Origin of the sequence: Kordia sp. (genome assembly GCF_045105435.1) — a bacterium.
Taxonomy (GTDB): domain Bacteria; phylum Bacteroidota; class Bacteroidia; order Flavobacteriales; family Flavobacteriaceae; genus Kordia.
The window spans coordinates 1-2,651 of sequence record NZ_JBGCDL010000179.1 but is presented as its reverse complement, the minus strand read 5'-3'; the positions used below and the strand labels follow the sequence as shown (position 1 = coordinate 2,651).

The 2,651-nt window shown below is 34.3% G+C and carries 2 protein-coding genes; both read left to right on the top strand.

The genetic code is table 11. From position 1 onward, the window contains the following. A partial coding sequence (locus AB8B65_RS09530) for an ABC transporter permease (protein WP_405300725.1) occupies positions 1-916 on the top strand: 916 nt, incomplete at its 5' end. Between the two features lie 153 nt (positions 917-1,069). After that, positions 1,070-2,651 (top strand): ABC transporter permease (locus AB8B65_RS09525; RefSeq protein ID WP_405300724.1); only part of this gene is annotated, 1,582 nt, incomplete at its 3' end.

Here is a 2,651-nt window from a genome sequence, read left to right as displayed (position 1 = left end):
CGGAAAAGGACCAGCTTCAAATGCAGTAAATTCAACAAATGTTACCTATACCGATGGCAAAAACATCGCAAAATCCGAAATGCAATATATTAATGGTGATTTGAATTACGCCAAATTGTTTGAGCTTCAACTTTTAGAAGGACGCCTTTACAGAAACGATACTATCAGAGAATTAGTAATCAATGAAACTTTATTGCACAACTTAGGATTTTCCAATCCAGCCGAAGCTATTGGAAAACATGTTGAAACAAATAATAAGCTTATTCCCATTGTTGGTGTAATGGCAGATTTTAACCAACGTTCTTTAAAGTCCGAAATAAAACCGATGGCATTAGAAGGCGATTGGTACCGACCTTATGTTAGTTTGTACGAAGCTGTGCATGTATCGTTTCATAATGAATCTTCAGAAAATTTGAAATCCACATTATCAAAAATCAAAAACGCTTATCAACAAGTATACACCGAAACTGATGATTATCGTGTGGAATTTATGGACGAGACCATTGCTAAGTTTTACGATCGTGAGCAAAAAATAGCTAAGTTACTTAACTGGTCAACTGGTCTATCTATTTTAATTAGCTGTTTGGGACTTCTGGGTCTTGTGATTTATACTACAAACCGACGTGTCAAAGAAATTGGCGTGCGCAAAGTTTTGGGCGCCTCGTTATTGCAAATCAACATGCTGCTATGTAAAGAATTTTTAGTGCTCGTAGCCATTGCGTTTATTATTGCTGCACCAATTGCTTATTACGGAATAAATAATTGGCTACAAGATTTTTCATACAAAACAAGTATTAGCTTCTGGGTATTTCTGTTAAGCGGAGCTGCGATGACTTTCTTTGCTTTGTTGGTTATTAGTGTAAAGACGTTACATGCAGCAAATGCGAATCCTGTAAACTCATTGCGATCAGAATAGAACAGTGTTTTAACTATTCAGTTTCGGGCAAAAACGGTATAAAACCGAACACTTTAAGTTCTTTAATAAATTTTAAAATATTTATTTTCAATTACTTATATATTTAAAATCATCTTAACTATATAGTAGCATCAATCAAAAAACGAACAATCAATGATACTCAATTACATCAAAATTGCTTTCAGAAGTTTACAGAAAAACAAAGGCTACAGTTTCTTAAATATTTTCGGATTAGCTATCGGAATTACATGTGCTTGTTTAATTTTTCTTTGGGTAGAAGATGAATTGAGTTTTGACCAATCTTTTGACCGTTCAGAAAATGTATACTACGTACCAACCAATCGAGCGTATGAAGGTCAGTGGCGTACAATATTTGCGTCACCTGGACCTTTGGCACAAGACATGAAAAATGATATTCCTGAGGTTTTAAGAGCAACTCGCACTAGCAGTCAAGAACATTTATTTACAGTGGGCGATAATGCTATAAACAGCCGTGGACGATTTGTTGACGAAGACTTTTTAGATATTTTTAGTCTAAAATTTATTGAAGGTACTCGTAAAGATGCGTTTACGAATCCTGAAGCTATTGTATTGACACAACAAACTGCCGAACAACTTTTTGGTATTGGAGAAAAAGCAGTGGGAAAGGTTGTAAAAATGAGTAATAAAGATCATTACTTAGTCACAGGTATTATTGAAAATTTACCAAAAAATACGTCATTTCCCTTCAATTGGATAGCACCTTTTGAGCGCTATGCAGCTGGTCAAGAATGGATGACTTTTTATGGAACTAATTTTTCAGACACTTTTGTAGAATTATCGCCAAATTCTAATTTTGAAACTGTCAATAAAAAAGTTAGAGGTTTAATAGCTACAAAAGAAGAAAATACAAGTGATTACGCCATTTTACATGCCCTGAAAGATTGGCATTTAAGGTCAAAGTTTGAAAATGGTGTAAAAGTGGGCGGTCGTATTAAATACGTGACTTTATTCACCTTTATTGCGTTTATCATTCTTTTTATAGCGTGTATTAATTTCATGAATTTATCCACAGCACGAAGCGAAAAACGTGCTAACGAAGTTGGCGTGCGCAAAGCCATGGGCTCCAATCGTAGTCAATTGATTATACAATTTATATCAGAGGCTTTAATTTTATCGTTTATCGCAACGGTAGTGAGTATTTTGCTTTTGGTTGCATTATTGCCAGAGTTTAACTTACTAATAGACAAGGAGCTGGCTTTAAGCTTAACAAACCCAACACATGCATTTATTTTATGTAGCATTGCCGTCTTTTGTGGTTTACTAGCAGGTTTATATCCAGCATTTTATTTATCGTCTTTTAAACCTGTTGCCGTTTTAAAAGGACTAAAAGTTACCGAAGGTTCAGTTTCGTTCATAAGAAAGGGCTTAGTTGTTGGGCAGTTTACCATTTCAATCGTATTTATTATAGCAACAATTATAGTCTATCAACAAATTCAATTTGCTAAAAACAGAGAATTGGGGTACGATAAAGACCAACTATTATCAATGCGCATCAATGAAGAAGTTATTGATAAGTTTAATGTGATTAAGCAAGATTTAATGAATTCAGGTACTGTGTTTAATGTTGCTTTAAGTAATTCTAAAATACTATCTGGTGGATATAATAGTGCTGGCTTTCAGTGGGAAGGTGGCACGAATACGAAAGATGTTTTAATTTCTTATAGATATGTAACGCAAAGCTTTTTTGAAACCA